Annotated in this window: 20 protein-coding genes and 1 riboswitch; of the genes, 9 read left to right on the forward strand and 11 right to left on the reverse strand. The window is 65.6% G+C overall.

The window, feature by feature from the left end:
* Nucleotides 1-113: 113 nt before the first annotated feature.
* From P7A97_RS14265 to nrdR, 10 genes are all read right to left on the reverse strand, one after another.
* Nucleotides 114-764 carry a TIGR02281 family clan AA aspartic protease gene (locus P7A97_RS14265; protein ID WP_277690620.1) on the reverse strand — a complete coding sequence of 217 codons (651 nt, stop codon included), beginning with the start codon at nucleotides 762-764 and terminating at the stop codon, nucleotides 114-116.
* Nucleotides 751-1,506: a transporter substrate-binding domain-containing protein gene (locus tag P7A97_RS14270; protein WP_277690621.1), complete on the reverse strand. Its 756-nt coding sequence runs from the start codon at nucleotides 1,504-1,506 to the stop codon at nucleotides 751-753. Before P7A97_RS14270 ends, P7A97_RS14265 begins: the two co-directional genes overlap by 14 nt.
* Nucleotides 1,507-1,519: 13 nt before the next feature.
* Nucleotides 1,520-2,005, reverse strand: a complete 486-nt coding sequence (locus tag P7A97_RS14275) for a phosphatidylglycerophosphatase A (protein ID WP_277690622.1) — start codon at nucleotides 2,003-2,005, stop codon at nucleotides 1,520-1,522.
* Nucleotides 1,998-2,975 (reverse strand): thiamine-phosphate kinase, encoded by a 978-nt coding sequence (gene thiL / locus P7A97_RS14280; protein WP_277690623.1) that lies wholly within the window; start codon nucleotides 2,973-2,975, stop codon nucleotides 1,998-2,000. Before thiL ends, P7A97_RS14275 begins: the two co-directional genes overlap by 8 nt.
* Nucleotides 2,976-2,979: 4 nt before the next feature.
* Nucleotides 2,980-3,459, reverse strand: a complete 480-nt coding sequence (gene nusB, locus P7A97_RS14285; protein ID WP_277690669.1) for a transcription antitermination factor NusB — start codon at nucleotides 3,457-3,459, stop codon at nucleotides 2,980-2,982.
* A 2-nt stretch (nucleotides 3,460-3,461) separates the two neighbouring features.
* Nucleotides 3,462-3,938 (reverse strand): 6,7-dimethyl-8-ribityllumazine synthase, encoded by a 477-nt coding sequence (ribE, locus tag P7A97_RS14290; RefSeq protein WP_277690624.1) that lies wholly within the window; start codon nucleotides 3,936-3,938, stop codon nucleotides 3,462-3,464.
* Nucleotides 3,939-4,150: 212 nt separating this feature from the next.
* Nucleotides 4,151-5,233, reverse strand: a complete 1,083-nt coding sequence (gene ribBA, locus P7A97_RS14295) for a bifunctional 3,4-dihydroxy-2-butanone-4-phosphate synthase/GTP cyclohydrolase II (RefSeq protein ID WP_277690625.1) — start codon at nucleotides 5,231-5,233, stop codon at nucleotides 4,151-4,153.
* 10 nt (nucleotides 5,234-5,243) lie between these two features.
* On the reverse strand, nucleotides 5,244-5,906 hold the full coding sequence (locus P7A97_RS14300; RefSeq protein ID WP_277690626.1) for a riboflavin synthase: 663 nt from the start codon (nucleotides 5,904-5,906) through the stop codon (nucleotides 5,244-5,246).
* A gap of 120 nt (nucleotides 5,907-6,026) precedes the next feature.
* A riboswitch (FMN riboswitch) is annotated at nucleotides 6,027-6,173 on the reverse strand.
* Between the two features lie 218 nt (nucleotides 6,174-6,391).
* On the reverse strand, nucleotides 6,392-7,510 hold the full coding sequence (ribD, locus tag P7A97_RS14305) for a bifunctional diaminohydroxyphosphoribosylaminopyrimidine deaminase/5-amino-6-(5-phosphoribosylamino)uracil reductase RibD (protein WP_277690627.1): 1,119 nt from the start codon (nucleotides 7,508-7,510) through the stop codon (nucleotides 6,392-6,394).
* Nucleotides 7,507-7,971, reverse strand: a complete 465-nt coding sequence (nrdR, locus tag P7A97_RS14310) for a transcriptional regulator NrdR (protein ID WP_277690628.1) — start codon at nucleotides 7,969-7,971, stop codon at nucleotides 7,507-7,509. Before nrdR ends, ribD begins: the two co-directional genes overlap by 4 nt.
* Nucleotides 7,972-8,107: 136 nt before the next feature.
* Here nrdR and P7A97_RS14315 point away from each other — a divergent pair, with 136 nt between their 5' ends.
* The 4 genes from P7A97_RS14315 (at nucleotide 8,108) to P7A97_RS14330 (ending at nucleotide 10,696) form a co-directional block, all read left to right on the forward strand.
* Complete coding sequence (locus P7A97_RS14315) at nucleotides 8,108-8,554, forward strand: YbaY family lipoprotein (RefSeq protein WP_277690629.1); 447 nt, start codon at nucleotides 8,108-8,110, stop codon at nucleotides 8,552-8,554.
* Complete coding sequence (locus P7A97_RS14320; protein WP_277690630.1) at nucleotides 8,551-9,207, forward strand: 50S ribosomal protein L11 methyltransferase; 657 nt, start codon at nucleotides 8,551-8,553, stop codon at nucleotides 9,205-9,207. The genes P7A97_RS14315 and P7A97_RS14320 overlap by 4 nt, the downstream gene beginning before the upstream one ends.
* A 176-nt stretch (nucleotides 9,208-9,383) precedes the next feature.
* On the forward strand, nucleotides 9,384-10,256 hold the full coding sequence (gene trxA / locus P7A97_RS14325; protein WP_277690631.1) for a thioredoxin: 873 nt from the start codon (nucleotides 9,384-9,386) through the stop codon (nucleotides 10,254-10,256).
* Nucleotides 10,256-10,696: a thioesterase family protein gene (locus P7A97_RS14330; RefSeq protein WP_277690632.1), complete on the forward strand. Its 441-nt coding sequence runs from the start codon at nucleotides 10,256-10,258 to the stop codon at nucleotides 10,694-10,696. The genes trxA and P7A97_RS14330 overlap by 1 nt, the downstream gene beginning before the upstream one ends.
* 12 nt (nucleotides 10,697-10,708) lie before the next feature.
* Here the strand turns inward: P7A97_RS14330 and P7A97_RS14335 are convergent, their stop codons facing one another.
* Nucleotides 10,709-11,050, reverse strand: a complete 342-nt coding sequence (locus P7A97_RS14335) for a hypothetical protein (protein ID WP_277690633.1) — start codon at nucleotides 11,048-11,050, stop codon at nucleotides 10,709-10,711.
* Between the two features lie 113 nt (nucleotides 11,051-11,163).
* Here P7A97_RS14335 and P7A97_RS14340 point away from each other — a divergent pair, with 113 nt between their 5' ends.
* The 5 genes from P7A97_RS14340 (at nucleotide 11,164) to P7A97_RS14360 (ending at nucleotide 15,184) form a co-directional block, all read left to right on the forward strand.
* Nucleotides 11,164-11,781: a DUF2796 domain-containing protein gene (locus P7A97_RS14340; RefSeq protein ID WP_277690634.1), complete on the forward strand. Its 618-nt coding sequence runs from the start codon at nucleotides 11,164-11,166 to the stop codon at nucleotides 11,779-11,781.
* Nucleotides 11,782-11,860: 79 nt separating this feature from the next.
* The gene (locus P7A97_RS14345; RefSeq protein ID WP_277690635.1) at nucleotides 11,861-12,568 is read left to right on the forward strand and encodes an ABC transporter ATP-binding protein; all 708 of its coding nucleotides are present in this window, start codon (nucleotides 11,861-11,863) and stop codon (nucleotides 12,566-12,568) included.
* 1 nt (nucleotide 12,569) lies between these two features.
* The gene (locus P7A97_RS14350; protein WP_277690636.1) at nucleotides 12,570-13,832 is read left to right on the forward strand and encodes an ABC transporter permease; all 1,263 of its coding nucleotides are present in this window, start codon (nucleotides 12,570-12,572) and stop codon (nucleotides 13,830-13,832) included.
* An 8-nt stretch (nucleotides 13,833-13,840) separates the two neighbouring features.
* On the forward strand, nucleotides 13,841-14,371 hold the full coding sequence (locus P7A97_RS14355; protein WP_277690637.1) for a DUF3299 domain-containing protein: 531 nt from the start codon (nucleotides 13,841-13,843) through the stop codon (nucleotides 14,369-14,371).
* A gap of 126 nt (nucleotides 14,372-14,497) precedes the next feature.
* A complete protein-coding gene (locus P7A97_RS14360) occupies nucleotides 14,498-15,184 on the forward strand; it encodes an OmpW family outer membrane protein (RefSeq protein WP_277690638.1) in 687 nt (228 codons plus the stop codon).
* Nucleotides 15,185-15,215 lie beyond the last annotated feature (31 nt).

Consider the following 15,215-nt stretch of genomic DNA (forward strand, 5'->3'; position numbering starts at 1 on the left):
GGTAGCTCCTGATGAGGTTCGGCAGAAAAGGCCGGCATTGTACCAGTCGCAGCGCCGCCCGGCGCAGCCTGAATTATCGAGGATAAGGATCGAAGAAACCGAAGGGTTGCGCCTTACAGCTTGGATTCCAGCAGCAGTACGCCATTGTCTTCGCGCCAGCGCACCCGGCTGAGGAAGCTCATGCCCAACAGCACCTCGGTAGGAGCGTCGCCTTGCAGTACTGCGGCTTCCACGCCGAGCACTTCCAGGCCGCCGACCTTGACGCTGTCGAGCTTGATGCTCCAGGCGCGGATATTGCCACCGGCGGTGCTGGCCACCATCGGCCGGCCCTTGACTCGGTAATCGATGCCCAGCCGTCGTGCCTGGCCTTCGTTCATCGCCACCGAGGTGGCACCGGTATCCACCAGGAACTGCACCGGGTGCCCCTCGATGGAGCCAGCAACCCAGTAGTGGTTACCGGCGCCGCGACTGATGCTCAGCTGGGAGCGCTGTGGCTCGCTGCTGCCCGACTGGTTGTACTCGCGTGACAGCGAATAGTTGCGTTGCACGCCGCCGATCTCCAGCACCGCGCCCTTGCTGTTGGCACTGACCACCTTGACCCCGCCGGGCCCGGTCTGCCCGGAACGCACCAGTTTGCGCTGGCCATCCACCAGCAGCACGGCAGCATCGGGGAACAGACCGACCACCTGCACCTGCGGCTCGGCATGCGATACGGGGCTCAGGATCAGCAACAGGCAGGCGGCGAAAAGCTCAAGGCGACGCATTAGGGTTCTCCATGTCCTTGTCGAATGGATACGGTTGCTGCCAGCGGCGGAAAATCGGCCGCAGACTGCCCGCACGTATCAGCTCGGCCATGCGCCGGTCATATAACTCGGCCAGGGCACGACCGCGGGCAGTATCGGCAAAGCCCGGGTAGAGCGGCAAGCGGGTCAGGTCATAGGTGCGGAACCGTTCCGCTTCCCGGCTGGCAGCCAGTACGTCAGCCACTTCGGTGCTGGCATCGATGTAGAAGTCGGCACGATTGCGCACCAGCATGTCGAGGATACCGTTGCGCCGTTCGACTTCCTGAAAACGCAGCGGCCCCGGCAGGTACTCGTTGTAGCCGTAGCCACGAATCCAGATCAGGTGAAAGCGACTGAGAGTGTCCAGTGTGGGTTGCGGTTGCGAGACCAAGCCGAGCGCCTGAATACGGTCAGCGTCATAGGCGTGATGCGGGTAGATGACCCGCTCGCTGATTTCGTTGGCGTAGGACCCCAGCCAGGCATCGGCCTCACCCCGCTGCACCAGGCCGATGGAACGCATATAGGGCTCGTTACGCGCCGCAACAGCCACGCCAGCGGGCTCGAACACTTCACGCATGATCTCCCAGGCCACCCCACTGCCATCCGGATTGGTATGCCTGGGCCAGTATTCGCTGACCAGCTGGATATCCGTCGGCAGTGCCGGGTCGGCCCAGGCACTCGGCCAGGCCAGGCACATCAGCAGCGCCCACCAGCAAACACGCATGCTTACCTCCGCCTCAGGTCAGCCCCCAGACCAACACCTGCATGGCCAGCCAGGCGAATACACCAGCCAGCACATCGTCCAACATGATGCCGACACCACCGTGCACATGTCGATCGATCCAGCGGATCGGCCAGGGCTTGAGGATGTCGAACACCCGGAATACCACGAAGCCTAGCAGCAGCCAGTACCAACCCTCCGGCACCAGCCAGAGGGTGATCCACATGCCGACCATTTCATCCCAGACGATGCCCTCATGGTCATGCACGCCCATGTCCTCGGCCACCCGGCCGCAGACCCAGAAACCGAACAGCATGGTGATGCCGAGCATCAGCCAGTAGCCCCAGTCCGGCAGCATCTGCCACAGCGGGATAAAGGGAATGGCCACCAGCGACCCCCAGGTGCCGGGCGCCTTGGGCAGCAGCCCGGAGCCGAAGCCGAAGGCCAGGAAGTGCCAGGGGTTGCGCCACACCTGCGGTGCGACTTTCACGACTTCAGTCACCTTGCATCCCTAAGCTTTGTCCGAAATGTTGATAGCCGGCCCGTGGCAGCTCGACACTGCGCCCCTGGCCGTCGAGCAGTTGCACGCCCTGCCCGGCCACGGCCCGACCGATCACCGCAGTCTCAGGCCATTGAGCCTGCAGGTTCGGCTGCAGTTCAGCCGGCAGAGTAAAGGCCAGCCGGTAGTCATCGCCACCGGCCAGCGCACAGGCCAGCGCCTGATCGCCGGCCACGCGGCGCAGCGCCGGACTGAGCGGCAAGCGGTCACGCTCGATCTGCAGTGCCACGCCAGAAGCCTTGGCGATATGCCCACAGTCGGCCAGCAAACCGTCGGAAATATCCAGCGCCGCCGTGGCCCGACCGCGTAACCACTGCCCCAGGGCCAGCTGCGGCTGCGGCGCCCAATAGCGTTGCTGCAGACAGTCGGCATCCTCGTCCGTTACCTCGCGCTCTCCCAGCACCAGCGGCAAGGCACCGGCAGCATCGCCGAGGCTGCCACCGACGCAGAGCAGATCGCCCGGCTGCGCCCCGGACCGGGGCAGCGCCTGCCCGGCCGGCACCTGGCCGAACACGGTCAGGGTCAGGCTCAGCGGCCCACGGGTGGTGTCGCCACCGACCAACGCGATAGCACAGGCCTCAGCCATCTGCGACAAGCCCCGGCTGAAGCCCTCCAGCCAATGCGCATCGGCGTCGGGCAGGGTCAGCGCCAGAGTGAAGCCGAGCGGCTCGGCGCCCATGGCCGCCAGGTCGCTGACACTCACCGCCAGCGCGCGCTGCCCCAGCAGGAAGGAATCGCAGGAAACAGGGAAATGGACGCCGCAGACCAGGGTGTCAGTGGAGACGGCCAGTTGCTGGCCTGCCCCCGGTTGCAGCAGGGCGCAGTCGTCGCCGATACCCAGTGCCACGCCAGAGGCCGCCTGCGCACAGGGCGAGGCGGCAAAGTAGCGGCGGATCAGCTCGAACTCGCCCAATGTCTCAGCGCTTGTTGGCCTTGACTTCGGCCGCGCGCAGCACCGGTGCCAGCTTGTCCAGCACACCGTTGACGAACTTGTGCCCGTCAGTGGCGCCAAACACCTTGGCCAGCTCGATGCCTTCGTTAATCACCACCTTGTACGGCACGTCAACGCGATCCTTCAGCTCCCAGGCCGACAGGCGCAGGATGGCCAGTTCGACCGGGTCCAGCTCGTCCAGCGGGATGCTCAGGAAGGGCGTAAATGCTTCGTCCAGTTCCGGCTTCTGCCGGGCCACACCGGTGAGGATCTCGTGGAAGTAGGCACCGTCGACGCCGCTGAAGTCGTTATCGACGCGGAACTGCGCTTCGATCTCGTTCAGCGACTGACCGGCCATCTGCCACTGATACAGCGCCTGCATGGCCAGGCTGCGGGCCACGCGGCGCTGGGCGATCTTGCCCTTGGCCTTGGGCTGCGGTGCGTCCTGGCTGTCGTCGTGATTCAGGCTCACTTGGCCTCCAAGGCCGCCAGCAGGCTGACCATTTCCAGGGCGGAGAGAGCGGCTTCGGCGCCTTTGTTACCGGCCTTGGTGCCGGAACGCTCGATGGCCTGCTCGATGGAATCGACGGTCAGCACGCCAAAGGCGACCGGCACACCGTATTCCATGGACACCTGGGCCAGGCCCTTGGTGCACTCACCGGCAACGTATTCGAAGTGCGGGGTACCGCCACGGATCACCGCACCGAGGGCGATGATGGCGGCGAACTCGCCACGCTGAGCGACTTTCTGGGTAACCAGAGGAATCTCGAAAGCACCCGGGGCGCGGATGACGGTGATGTCGCTTTCCTTCACACCGTGGCGGACCAGGGCGTCGACGGCGCCGCTGACCAGGCTCTCGACGACGAAGCTGTTGAAGCGGCCAACCACCAGGGCGAATTTGCCTTGCGGGGCGATGAAGGTACCTTCGATGGTCTTCAGGGTCATGGCGAGTCTCAGTCTGTATAAAGAGCCGGAATGCCGTTCGCATTCCGTAATGAAAAGTTAGCCTACGGGCTTGTGGTCCTGCTCAAAGGCTGCGAGCTAGAGCCAGACTAGGCGGAAATGGCCGAGGGAGCGGAGTTTACGTAGGTAAATGAGCATCCCGAGGCCATTTCCAACGACGTATGGCCGACGCGCAGCAGTCTTTGGGCTGGGCCCTACTCTGCGGGCAGGTATTCTACTACTTCGAGGTCAAAGCCGGATATGGCGTTGAACTTCATTGGCGAGCTCATCAGGCGCATCTTGCGCACACCGAGGTCACGCAGGATCTGCGAACCGGCACCGACAGTGCTGTAGGTCGCCGGGGTCGGCGCCGGTTGCTTGCCACCCAGGTGGGCCAGCAGCTCGGGGCCGGTCAGCGGATTGCCGAGCAGCAGCACCACGCCGCTGCCGGCCTTGGCCACTTCAGCCATGGCCGCACGCAGGCTCCAGCGCCCGGGCTGCTTGACCAGAAACAGGTCACGCAGCGGCTCCATGTTGTGCACGCGCACCAGGGTCGGCTCCTCGGCGCACACCTTGCCCAGAGTCAGGGCCATGTGCGCGGTGTTCTCCACGCCGTCGCGGTAGGTAACCAGGGTGAACTGGCCCAGCTCGGTATCCAGCGGCTGTTCGCTGACGCGCTCGACGGTGCGTTCGTGGATCAGGCGATAGTGGATCAGGTCAGCGATGGTGCCGATCTTCAGGCCGTGCTCCTCGGCGAACTTCTCCAGCTCCGGGCGACGGGCCATGGTGCCGTCGTCGTTCATGATCTCGCAGATCACGCCACTCGGCTCGAAGCCGCCCATGCGCGCCAGGTCGCAGGCCGCCTCGGTGTGGCCGGCCCGCGCCAGTACGCCGCCGGGCTGGGCCATCAGCGGGAAGATGTGGCCGGGGCTGACGATATCGTCGGCCACCGCGTTGCGCGCCACGGCGGCCTGCACGGTGCGCGCACGGTCGGCGGCGGAGATACCGGTGGTCACACCCTCGGCGGCCTCGATGGACACGGTGAACTTGGTACCAAAACCGGAGCCGTTGCGCGGCGCCATCAGCGGCAGCTTGAGCAGCTCGCAACGCTCGCGGGTCATCGGCATGCAGATCAGGCCACGGGCGAAACGGGCCATGAAGTTGATGTGCTCGGCGGTGACGCATTCGGAGGCGATGATGATGTCGCCTTCGTTCTCGCGGTCCTCGTCATCCATGAGGATGACCATCTTGCCGTCGCGGATGTCTTCGATCAGTTCTTCTGCAGTATTCAGAGCCATGCTGGCAATCTCACTTGTTCAGGTAGCCGTGTTCGGCCAGAAAACTTTCGCTGATGCCAGAAGCGCTGGGCTCGGCGGCCTTGTCGCCGAGCAGCAGGCGCTCCAGATAGCGCGCCAGCAGGTCCACCTCCAGGTTGACCTTACGCCCCGGACGGTAGTCGGCCATGATGGTCTCGACCAGGGTGTGCGGCACGATGGTCAGCTCGAACTCGGCGCCGTTGACCGCATTGACCGTCAGGCTGGTGCCGTCGACGGTGATCGAGCCCTTCAGCGCGATGTACTTGGCCAGCTCGCGCGGCGCGCGCACGCTGAACTGGATGGCGCGGGCGTTTTCCTCGCGCTTGACGATTTCACCCACGCCATCGACATGGCCGCTGACCAGATGCCCGCCGAGGCGGCTGGTCGGGGTCAGGGCCTTTTCCAGGTTGACGCGGCTGCCGGTCTTCAGGTCGACGAAGGCGGTACGCGCCAGGGTCTCGCGGCTGACGTCGGCCCAGAAGCCGTCACCGGGCAGCTCGACCGCCGTCAGGCACACGCCGTTGACTGCGATGCTGTCGCCCAGCTTGACGTCGCCCAGATCCAGTTTGCCGGTCTCGACATAGACGCGCACGTCGCCGCCCTTGGGCGTCATGGCGCGGATGCTGCCGATGGATTCGATTATGCCGGTGAACATGCGTCCTCCCGGTAGATGGTGCAATGCAGCATGGATGATCTCCTGTTTTGGTCAAAAACAGGGCAATGCCGATCGATAGGGATTTTCGCGGACGCAGACGGACGGCGCCCTGGGAGGGAATCCCGCTCTCTCTTTATCCGGACTATACCGTCGGCCCCGGAATCACACCGGGTCTGCTGACCCTCTCGCAGGAGAGGCGCTCGCGGGCTAGACCTCGAAGAGGCCATTACCGCCGGTGGGGAATTTCGCCCCGCCCTGAGAACGTGCGACCAGAAGTCGCGGCGGGCTTTTTACCACAAATGCCCACCGCCCGGCCATGTTTGGCGCCGAACAGCTGCCTCGCGGCTGGCTGGTGCGGAGCGTATTGGCTGGGTCGGGTTGGCTGGACTGAGATGTAGCGCGCCGAAACCGGCGAGCAAAGAGAGCCAATTCGATCCACAGGACAGTGCGTTGGGCTTCGCTGCGCTCAACCCAACCTACGCGACCTACGACGCCTTACGCGGCACGGCGGTGATGCGCCAGTCGGCGCCGACTGCGCGGATATCGCGGATCTCCAGTTCCTGCGCTTCGACCATGCGCGCCAGCGGCCAGTCCAGCAGCGGGCGAGCGCTGGAGCCGAGGAACTTGGGTGCGACGAACAACTGGAACTCGTCGACCAGATGCGCGCGAGCAAAGGCGCCGGCCAGCTTGGGCCCCGCTTCGACCAGCACCTCGTTGGCACCCCGTGCGGCCAGCTCCATCAGCAGCTTGCGCAGGTCGACATGGCCATTGCTGCCCGGCACCGCCAGCAATTCATGGCCCTCCTGGAGAAAGCGGTCACGGGCCGCGGCTGCGGCACAGGTGGCGACCAGCGCCGGGCCAGCCTGAAAAAACGGCACAGACAGCGGCACGCGCAGCCGTCCGTCGATCAGCACGCGCAGCGGCGGACGATCGATGGCCAGTGATGTCAGCTCGGCATTCAGCCCCAGCTCCTCGGCACGCACGGTCAGGCGCGCCTGATCGGCCAGCACGGTGTCGGCCCCGGTGATCACCACGCTGGAGCGCGCCCGCAGGCGCTGAACGGCCGCGCGCGCTTCGGGACCGGTAATCCACTGGCTCTCGCCGCTGGCCATGGCCGTACGGCCGTCCAGGCTCATGGCCAGCTTGACCCGCACGAACGGCAGGCTCTGTTCCATGCGCTTGATGAAACCAGCATTGAGCTCGCGCGCCTCGGTCTCCAATACTCCACTGTGCACGGCAATGCCGGCCTCCATCAGGCGCAGCAGCCCTTTGCCGGCGACCTGCGGATTGGGGTCCTGCATGGCCGCCACCACCCTTGCGACCCCCGCGCTCACCAGCGCCTCGGCGCAAGGCGGCGTGCGCCCATGATGGCTGCACGGCTCCAACGTCACATAGGCGGTGGCGCCACGGGCCAGCTCGCCGGCCTGGCGCAAGGCATGGACTTCGGCATGCGGCTCGCCGGCCTTGGCGTGCCAGCCTTCGCCGACGATCTTGCCGTCGCGAACGATGACGCAGCCCACGCGTGGATTGGGATGGGTGGAATACAGCCCCTTGCGCGCCAGCTCCAGCGCGCGGGCCATGAATTGCTGATCGACCTGGCTCATGCCTTGGACGGCTCCCGGGCCAGACGCTCGATTTCCTCGCGAAATTCGTTGAGGTCCTGGAAGCGGCGGTACACCGAGGCGAAGCGGATGTAGGCCACTTCGTCGAGCTTCTGCAGCTCGGTCATCACCAGCTCACCCAGCACCAGCGACTTGATCTCGCGCTCGCCGGTGGCGCGCAGCTTCTGCTTGATATGGGCGATGGCCTCTTCCAGGCGCTCGACACTGACCGGGCGCTTCTCCAGCGCGCGCTGCATGCCGGCACGCAGCTTTTCCTCGTCGAACGGCTGGCGGCTGCCGTCCTGCTTGATCAGGCGCGGCATCACCAGTTCGGCGGTCTCGAAGGTGGTGAAACGCTCGCCACAGGCCACGCACTCGCGGCGCCGGCGTACCTGTTCGCCCTCGGCGACCAGGCGGGAATCGATGACCTTGGTGTCGTGGGTGGCGCAGAACGGACAGTGCATGAAGAAAAAGCCCCGGCGAAAAGGTGCCTCATGGTAGCGCAAGGGTGCGCCAGAAAGACAAGCCAGAGGCTTTCCGGTATACAGGCGCGCGTTTTTTGCGCTATTTCACATAGCACCGCCGCATCCGGATGCCGCCATGACTATTCGCCACCTCCTGATCTGCCTGAGCCTGCTCCTGAGTGCCTGCGCCAGCGAGCCACCCCAGCCCGAGCCTCTCGCTACACCCGCGCCGGCGAAGACGCCAGCCGCCCCCGTCGAACAGCCGCTGCCGGCGCATCTGCGCGAGCTGCGTGGCAGCCTGCTGACGCCACCGCCTGGCAGCGAGGTGGAAATTGCCCTGCTGGTAGTGGACGAGCGCGATCGGCCGCAGCAGTTGCTGGGCAGTCTCAAGCTGACGGGCGATGGCCAGGCACTGCCGTTTCGCTTGCCGTTCAACCCAGCGTCTTTTCCCAGCGCTGCACGGGTCGAACTGCGCGCCCGCATCAGCCAATCCGGGCGCCTGATCCTGCGCCTGCCTCCGCGTCCGGTCACCCAGGCTGGCAGCCACGACGTCGGCACCCTGTCGCTGGTGAAAGCCCCATGACGCCACCTGAAACGCTGCAGAACGCCCTGCAACAACTGCTCGGCGACGCCCGCCTGAGCGCCGAGACCCTGCCGGGCACCGACATCCGCCTGTGGCTGGTCGACCCGAGCAACATGGACCGCTGCTTCAGCCCGGAAGAAACCCGACGCATCCTCGAAGAGCCGCCCTACTGGAGCTTCTGCTGGGCCAGCGGCCTGGCCCTGGCGCGCTGGCTGGCAGAAAAGCCCGAGTGGGTGCGCGGCAAGCGCGTGCTGGATTTCGGCGCCGGTTCCGGTGTGGCGGCCATCGCCGCCGCCAAGGCCGGTGCGACGGAAGTGGTGGCCTGCGACCTCGACCCGCTGGCCATCGAATCCTGCCGGGCCAACGCCGAGCTGAACGGCGTGGAGCTGAGCTACTCGCTGGACTTCTTCGCCGAGGACGGCCGCTTCGACCTGATTATCGTCGCCGACGTGCTCTACGACCGCGCCAACCTGCCGCTGCTCGACGCGTTTCTGAGCCGCGGCAAGGAGGCGCTGGTGGCCGACTCGCGGGTCAAGGACTTCCAGCATCCGCTGTACACCCGCCTCGGCCTGCTCGACGCCTGCACCTGGCCGGACCTGGCCGAGCCGGCGGAGTTTCGCAACGTCAGCCTGTATCACGCCAAGCGCCCGTAGCCCGGATGCAATCCGGACGCGCCCCTCTCCCACTTGTGGGAGAGGGGCGGGGGAGAGGGTTACAGCCAGCCCCCCGGATTGCATCCGGGCTACTTGTATCCACCGGGCGGCGCCCGCATTTATAGTCGCATCACTGTTTCCCGCCCTGCGCAGCGGACCACCAATCGAGAACTCCCATGAGCGATACTCCCTACATCTTCGACGTTTCCGGCGCCGCCAGCTTCGAGCAGCTGGTGATCGAAAACTCTTTCCACAAGCCGGTACTGGTGGACTTCTGGGCCGAGTGGTGCGCGCCGTGCAAGGCACTGATGCCGATGCTGGCGAAGATCGCCGAGGAATACCGCGGCGAACTGCTGCTGGCCAAGGTCGACTGCGATGTCGAGCAGGACATCGTCATGCGCTTCGGCATCCGCAGCCTGCCCACCGTGGTGCTGTTCAAGGACGGTCAGCCGGTCGACGGATTCGCCGGTGCGCAGCCGGAGTCGGCGATTCGCGAGATGCTCAAGCCGCATGTCGCTGAGCCGGCACCGCTGGCGGCCGACCCCATGGAAACCGCCCAGGCACTGTTTGCCGAGGAACGTTTCGGTGACGCCGAAAATCTGCTCAAGCAGATCCTCACCGAAGACAACGAGAACGGCGCGGCACTGATCCTCTACGCCCGCTGCCTGGCCGAGCGCGGCGAACTGGGCGAAGCCGAGGCCGTGCTGAACGCGGTCAAGGGCGACGAACACAAGCAGGCCCTGGCCGGCGCCAAGGCGCAGCTCACCTTCCTGCGTCAGGCCGCCAGCCTGCCGGACAGCGCCGAGCTGAAAAGCCGCCTGGCGCAGAACGCCGAGGATGATGAGGCGGCCTACCAGCTAGCCATCCAGCAACTGGCGCGCCAGCAGTACGAAGCCGCGCTGGAAGGTCTGCTCAAGCTGTTCGTGCGTAACCGCAGCTTCCAGGAAGGCGCGGCGCACAAGGCCCTGCTGCAGGTGTTCGACCTGCTCGGCAACGACCATCCGCTGGTCACCCAGTACCGTCGCAAGCTGTACCAGGCGATCTACTGATGGCGCCCTTCGGCCTGCTGCTACGGGTGCGCTACGGCGAGTGCGACGCCCAGCAGGTAGTGTTCAACGCCCGCTACGGCGATTACGTCGATGTGGCGGCCACGGAGTTCTACCGCGCCGTGTTCGGCAGCTACCAGGCCCTTCTGGAGCAGGGCCTGGACAGCCAGGTGGTGCGCATGGTGACCGAATGGCAGGCGCCGGCACGCTTCGACGACGTGTTGCAGCTGGACGTCAGCACCCTGCACCTGGGCAACAGCTCGTTCAGCCTGCAAGTCGATATCCGCCGCCACGCCGATCAGGCGGCCATTGCCCGCTGCGAAGTCACCTACGTCATGGTGGATGCCCAGCACTACCGCAAGACCGCCATTCCCGACGCCATCCGCACACGGCTGCAGCACGGTGCACCGGGCGTGACGATCAACCAGGCAGGCCAGGCCTGAGGCCAGCGGCCTTTAGCCGATCCAGCGGTACAGCGGCGCATCGGCGCCGCTCTCCACCTGCACCTGGGCGCTATGGCGCAAGCGCACCAACAAACGCTTGCCCGCCGCATCGCTGCCTGCCAATGCCGCCAACTCGCCAAGCAGCTGCGGGCCTTCCAGGCTACCGGCACGTTGCAACAATTGCAGCGCCAGCGGCCACAGAGCGTCCGCCGAACTGCCGGCCGGCGCCGGGCTGGCAACCGCTGGCGGCGCCTCCAGCGGCAGGTGAGCCGCCAGCTGAGCCCAGTCCTCGGCATCCATCTCCACCGTCAGGTCCACCGGCCATTCGCCAACCCGGCCCTTGATTCGCAGCATCGTTCCCGCTCCCGTAGATCCAGCAGCCATGCTGCCACGCCAAGTGAGACTGGCCAATCGCACCGCCCAAGTGTTACAAAATAACCTAACAAAACGACCGCCGGAGTTTACCCATGCGCCGCACCCTGCTCGCCCTCCCTCTCGCCCTGCTGCCCCTGGCGCTCGCCCAGGCCTCAAGCCACGAGCATGATCACGACCATGCCCATGAAACTCACGGCAGCCTCGGTAAACACGAACATGGCGTGGCCAGCCTCAACGTGGCGCTGGACGGTCAAACCCTGGAGATCCAGCTGGAAAGCCCGGCCATGAACCTGGTTGGCTTCGAGCATGCTGCCAACAGTGACGCCGACAAGGCCAAGGTGACGGCCGCCCGCAAGCAGTTGGAGCAGCCTCAGGCACTGTTCGCCCTGCCCGCCGAAGCCAAGTGCAGCCTCAAGGAAACCGAGCTGCAAAGCCCGCTGTTCGCTGACGCCAAACATGCCGAGCACGAGCACGAGCACGAACACGAACACGAACACGACGATCATGGCCATGAAGACGAGGCTGCACACAGCGATATCGAGGCCAGCTACCACTTCACCTGCGCCCATGCCGAGGCATTGAAGACCCTGGAGCTGGGCAGCTTCTTCAGCACCTTCCCGGACACCGAGAAGCTGGAAGTGCAGCTGATTGGCCCGAGCGGCCAGCAGGGCGCCGAACTCACGCCGAACCATTCGCGCCTGAGCTTCTGACCTTTAGCGGCGCACTTGCGGGTGCGCCGTTGCTTGCTTGCCTTTAAGCTGTCGACCACCTCCGACACGCGAATCGCCCATGCCCGACGCACTGATCGAACTCTCCGACGTAGGCTTCGCCTGGCCCGGCCAGGCCGAGCTGCTGGACATCCCCACCTTCACCCTGCAACGCGGCGAAAGCCTGTTCCTCAAGGGCCCCAGCGGCAGCGGCAAGACCACCCTGCTGGGCCTGCTCGGCGGCGTGCAAAAACCCGGTCGCGGCAGCTTGCGCCTGCTCGGCCAGGAACTGGCGCAGATGTCGTCCGGTGCCCGTGATCGCTTCCGCGTCGACCACACCGGCTACATCTTTCAGCAATTCAATCTGCTGCCCTTTCTCTCGGTGCGGGAAAACGTCGAACTGCCCTGCCGCTTTTCGAAAACCCGTACCGCCCGTGCCGTCGAACGCTTTGGTAGCGTCACTGCAGCCGCCGCGCAGCTGCTCGCCCACCTCGGGCTCAAGTCGGAACTGCTGGAGCGCCGCGCCGACACGCTGTCCATCGGTCAGCAACAGCGGGTGGCCGCCGCCCGCGCGCTGATTGGGCAACCGGAGCTGGTGATCGCCGACGAACCGACTTCGGCACTGGATCACGACGCCCGCGAGGCCTTCCTCCGGCTGCTGTTCGCCGAGTGTCGCGAGGCCGGCGCCAGCCTGCTGTTCGTCAGTCACGACCAGAGCCTGGCGCCGCTCTTCGACCGCGACGTCTCGCTGGCCGAACTGAATCGCGCCACTCGACCGGCGGAGATCTGACATGCACTTATTGCGCATCGCCCTGGCCAGCCTGGCCAATCGCCGTTTCACCGCGCTGCTCACGGTATTCGCCATCGCCCTCTCGGTATGCCTGCTGCTCGCCGTCGAGCGGGTGCGCACCGAGGCGCGGGCCAGCTTCGCCAGCACCATCAGCGGCACCGACCTGATCGTCGGCGCCCGCTCCGGCTCGGTGAACCTGCTGCTGTATTCGGTGTTCCGTATCGGTAACGCCACCAACAATATCCGCTGGGACAGCTACGAGACCCTGGCCAAACACCCTCAGGTGAAGTGGGCGATACCTCTGTCACTGGGTGACTCACATCGCGGTTACCGGGTGCTGGGCACCAATGTCGGCTATTTCGAGCATTACCACTATGGCCGCGGCCAGAGCCTGCAGCTGGCGCAGGGCAAACCCTTCGCCGATCTGTTTGACGTGGTGCTGGGCGCCGAAGTGGCCGAGGCACTGAAGTACCGGCTGGGTGACCGCATCGTCCTGGCCCATGGCGTTGCCACGGTCAGCCTGACCCAGCACGACGACAAGCCGTTCCGCGTGGTCGGCATCCTCGCCCGCACCGGTACGCCGGTGGATCGGACCCTGCACATCTCCCTGGAGGGAATGGAAGCGCTGCATGTCGACTGGCAGAACGGCATGCCGGCGCGTGGCGCGGGCAAGGTCTCGGCCGAACAGGCGCGCGAGCTGCAGCTGCAGCCCAAAGCCATTACCGCCATGTTGCTCGGCCTGAAGAGCAAGATCGCTACCTTCACCCTGCAGCGCCAGGTCAACGAATACCGTGGCGAGCCGTTGTTGGCGATTCTCCCCGGCGTGGCCCTGCAGGAGCTGTGGAGCCTGATGGGCACCGCGGAGAAGGCACTGTTCGTGGTCTCGCTGTTCGTCGTGCTGACCGGCCTGATCGGCATGCTCACGGCGATTCTCACCAGCCTCAACGAACGTCGCCGTGAAATGGCCATCCTGCGCTCGGTGGGCGCGCGGCCCTGGCATATCGCCGGCCTGCTGGTATTGGAAGCGCTGGTGCTGGCCGTGGCGGGCGCGGTACTGGGCCTGGCCCTGCTGTACGGCGGCATTGCCGTCAGTCAGGGATGGGTGCAGGCACAGTACGGTCTGTATCTGCCACTCGCCCTACCCAGCCACTATGAGTGGCGCCTGCTCGCAGGTATTCTGGGGGCCGCCCTGCTGATGGGCGCCGTGCCGGCCTGGCGCGCCTATCGGCAATCGCTGGCCGACGGCCTGTCCATTCGTCTGTGAGGTTGCCCATGCGTCACCTGTTGCTCGCCCTGCTGCTGGCCATCGCCATCCCAACAGGGTCAGCCCCCGCGCTGGCAGACAATATCCGCGAGCTGACCTGGAGCGAGCTGATTCCTGCAGATGCACCACCGCTGCCGCCGCAGCAGCAGATGCCAATACACGACCTCACCCAGCTGGCCGATGCCCTGGCCGCCGAGAGCGGCCCGGCGGCCCAGCAGTCGATGCCGGATGCACCGGTGGTCAAGGAGCTGGACGGCCAGCAGATCAAGCTGCCCGGCTACGTCGTGCCGCTGGACGTGACCGAGGAAGGCCGGGTGACCGAGTTCCTTTTCGTGCCCTACTTCGGCGCCTGCATCCACGTACCGCCACCGCCGTCCAACCAGATCGTCCACGTCACCGCCGAGTTGGGCGTGCTGCTGGATGCGCTGTACCAGCCGTTCTGGATCGAAGGGCCGCTCAAGGTCGGCTCGCGCAGCAGCGAAATGGGCACCGCCGGTTATCAGGTTGCCGCTGAAAAAATCTATCCCTACGAGATGTAGTGCGACAGGCCGCCGCACCCACAGCGTGCGCGGCCATTGAGCCAGGTCAAGAGATCGCCTACAGGTGCTCCGTAGGATGACAGTCAGCCAACACACATTGCTGACCGTCATCCTACGGAGCCCAAGATGAAGAAGACCCTGCTCGCCACCTCCCTGATCGCCCTTGCTCTGGGCGCGCCGCTGGCGCAGGCCCACAAGGCCGGCGACATCATCGTCCGTGCCGGCGCCATCACCGTCGACCCGCATGAAAGCAGCAGCGACATCTGGGTCGGCGCCCTCGGCACCGACGTGGCCGGCACCAAGGCCACGCTGGACAGCGACACCCAGCTGGGCCTGAACTTCGCCTACATGGTCACCGACCACGTCGGCGTCGAGCTGCTCGCCGCCACCCCGTTCAGCCATGACGTCGGCGTCAAGGGCATGCCCGGCGCCTTTGCCGGCCTCAACGGCAAGCTCGGCGAACTCAAGCACCTGCCGCCGACCCTGAGCGTGCTGTACTACCCGCTGGACGCCGCATCCGCCTTCCAGCCCTATGTCGGCGCGGGCATCAACTACACCTGGTTCTTCGACACCGAGCTGTCCAGCGAGGCGGAAGACAAGGGCTTCAGCGGCCTCGACCTGGACGACTCCTGGGGCCTGTCCGCGCAAATCGGCATGGACTACATGCTGACCGACAACGTGATGCTCAACGCCCAGGTGCGCTACATCGACATCGACACCACCGGCAGCACCAGCTACGGTGGCCGCGAGGTCGAAGTGGACGTGGATGTCGACCCGTTCGTCTACATGATCGGCCTGGGCTACAAGTTCTAAGCCCTGCCCGCCCCACGAAAAAGCCCCGCAT

Source organism: Pseudomonas sp. GOM6 (assembly GCF_029537485.1).
Lineage (GTDB): Bacteria > Pseudomonadota > Gammaproteobacteria > Pseudomonadales > Pseudomonadaceae > Aquipseudomonas.

Coding starts and splice junctions, on each gene's coding strand:
- P7A97_RS14340 (WP_277690634.1), top strand. CDS start 11,164: ATGCGCCGCACCCTGCTCGCCCTCCCTCTCGCCCTGCTGCCCCTGGCG.
- P7A97_RS14320 (WP_277690630.1), top strand. CDS start 8,551: ATGACGCCACCTGAAACGCTGCAGAACGCCCTGCAACAACTGCTCGGC.
- ribD (WP_277690627.1), bottom strand. CDS start 7,510: ATGAGCCAGGTCGATCAGCAATTCATGGCCCGCGCGCTGGAGCTGGCG.
- ribBA (WP_277690625.1), bottom strand. CDS start 5,233: ATGGCTCTGAATACTGCAGAAGAACTGATCGAAGACATCCGCGACGGC.
- P7A97_RS14300 (WP_277690626.1), bottom strand. CDS start 5,906: ATGTTCACCGGCATAATCGAATCCATCGGCAGCATCCGCGCCATGACG.
- P7A97_RS14265 (WP_277690620.1), bottom strand. CDS start 764: ATGCGTCGCCTTGAGCTTTTCGCCGCCTGCCTGTTGCTGATCCTGAGC.
- P7A97_RS14355 (WP_277690637.1), top strand. CDS start 13,841: ATGCGTCACCTGTTGCTCGCCCTGCTGCTGGCCATCGCCATCCCAACA.
- P7A97_RS14330 (WP_277690632.1), top strand. CDS start 10,256: ATGGCGCCCTTCGGCCTGCTGCTACGGGTGCGCTACGGCGAGTGCGAC.
- P7A97_RS14345 (WP_277690635.1), top strand. CDS start 11,861: ATGCCCGACGCACTGATCGAACTCTCCGACGTAGGCTTCGCCTGGCCC.
- P7A97_RS14315 (WP_277690629.1), top strand. CDS start 8,108: ATGACTATTCGCCACCTCCTGATCTGCCTGAGCCTGCTCCTGAGTGCC.
- P7A97_RS14270 (WP_277690621.1), bottom strand. CDS start 1,506: ATGCGTGTTTGCTGGTGGGCGCTGCTGATGTGCCTGGCCTGGCCGAGT.
- ribE (WP_277690624.1), bottom strand. CDS start 3,938: ATGACCCTGAAGACCATCGAAGGTACCTTCATCGCCCCGCAAGGCAAA.
- P7A97_RS14350 (WP_277690636.1), top strand. CDS start 12,570: ATGCACTTATTGCGCATCGCCCTGGCCAGCCTGGCCAATCGCCGTTTC.
- nrdR (WP_277690628.1), bottom strand. CDS start 7,971: ATGCACTGTCCGTTCTGCGCCACCCACGACACCAAGGTCATCGATTCC.
- P7A97_RS14360 (WP_277690638.1), top strand. CDS start 14,498: ATGAAGAAGACCCTGCTCGCCACCTCCCTGATCGCCCTTGCTCTGGGC.
- P7A97_RS14335 (WP_277690633.1), bottom strand. CDS start 11,050: ATGCTGCGAATCAAGGGCCGGGTTGGCGAATGGCCGGTGGACCTGACG.
- trxA (WP_277690631.1), top strand. CDS start 9,384: ATGAGCGATACTCCCTACATCTTCGACGTTTCCGGCGCCGCCAGCTTC.